The following is a 1,382-nucleotide window of genomic DNA, read 5'->3' on the forward strand; positions in this document are numbered from 1 at the left end:
GGGACTGTAAAACGAGCGGTGTAATTCCCGATCATGGAAGTGCACCTGATGACCGACATGATGTCCGGCGTGGAGAACGCTGAGGACTTGAACCCCGTGTCCGGGCTGGATGGCCTGGACGAGCAGCTCGTCGCGCAGCTGGTGGATCGCGCGAAGGCTGGTGGGCTGGCGCTGACCGGCGAGGACGGGGTGCTGGCGCAGTTGACCAAGCGGCTGCTGGAGTCCGCGCTCGAGGGCGAGATCACCGACCATCTCGGCTACGACAAGCACGACCCGGCCGGCCGTGGGACCGGCAACTCGCGTAACGGCACCCGCGCCAAGACCGTGCTCACCGACGTGGGCCCGGTACGGCTCGACGTGCCGCGGGACCGGGATGCCAGCTTCGAGCCGAAGATCGTCGCCAAGCGGCAGAAACGCCTGGGCGGCGTGGACGAGATGGTGATCTCGCTGGCCGCGAAGGGTCTCACGACCGGGGAGATCTCGGCGCACCTGGCCGAGGTCTACGGGGCCGAGGTGTCCCGGCAGACCATCTCCACGATCACCGACAAGGTCGTCGAGGGCATGGTCGAGTGGCAGAACCGGCCCCTGGACCCGGTCTATCCGGTGATCTTCATCGATGCGATCCACGTCAAGATCCGCGACGGCAAGGTGGCCAACCGGCCGATCTACGTCGCGCTGGCGGTGACCTGCGAGGGCCGCCGCGACATCCTCGGGTTGTGGGCCGGCGAGGGCGGCGAAGGCGCCAAGTACTGGCTGCACGTGCTCACCGAGCTCAAGAACCGCGGCGTCGCTGACGTGCTCATGGTCGTCTGCGACGGGCTGACCGGGTTGCCCGAGTCGATCGCTGCTGTCTGGCCGGCCACGATCACCCAGACTTGCGTGGTTCACTTGCTGCGCAACAGCTTCCGCTACGCCGGCCGTCAGCACTGGGACGCGATCGCCAGGGCGCTCAAGCCGGTTTACACCGCACCGACCGAGGCCGCCGCCCGCGAGCGGTTCGCCGAGTTCGCCGAGACGTGGGGCGCCCGATACCCGGCCATCGTCAGGTTGTGGGACAACGCTTGGGCGGAGTTCGTGCCGTTCCTGGCGTTCGATCCGGAGATCCGGCGGGTGATCTGCTCGACCAACGCGATCGAGAGCGTCAACGCCCGCATCCGCCGCGCCGTGAAGGCCCGCGGTCACTTCCCGAACGAGCAAGCCGCGCTCAAGTGCGTCTACATGGCGATCATGAGTCTGGACCCGACCGGCGCCGGCCGGAAACGCTGGACGATGCGGTGGAAACCCGCGCTGAACGCGTTCGAGATCGCCTTCGACGGCCGTCTGGCCGCCGGACGCAAGTAGTTCCCCTTCAACCCGAGTTACACCGCTCGTTTGACAGACCC

Annotated in this window: 1 protein-coding gene; it reads left to right on the forward strand. The window is 67.4% G+C overall.

Annotation, left to right across the window (positions count from 1 at the left end; translation table 11 throughout):
• Positions 1–48 precede the first annotated feature (48 nt).
• Positions 49–1,341, forward strand: a complete 1,293-nt coding sequence (locus HFP15_RS42040) for an IS256 family transposase (RefSeq protein ID WP_376768936.1) — start codon at positions 49–51, stop codon at positions 1,339–1,341.
• The last annotated feature ends 41 nt before the right edge of the window (positions 1,342–1,382 follow it).

Source organism: Amycolatopsis acididurans, assembly GCF_012328925.1.
Taxonomy (GTDB): domain Bacteria; phylum Actinomycetota; class Actinomycetes; order Mycobacteriales; family Pseudonocardiaceae; genus Amycolatopsis_E; species Amycolatopsis_E acididurans.

Coding starts and splice junctions, on each gene's coding strand:
- HFP15_RS42040 (WP_376768936.1), top strand. CDS start 49: ATGACCGACATGATGTCCGGCGTGGAGAACGCTGAGGACTTGAACCCC.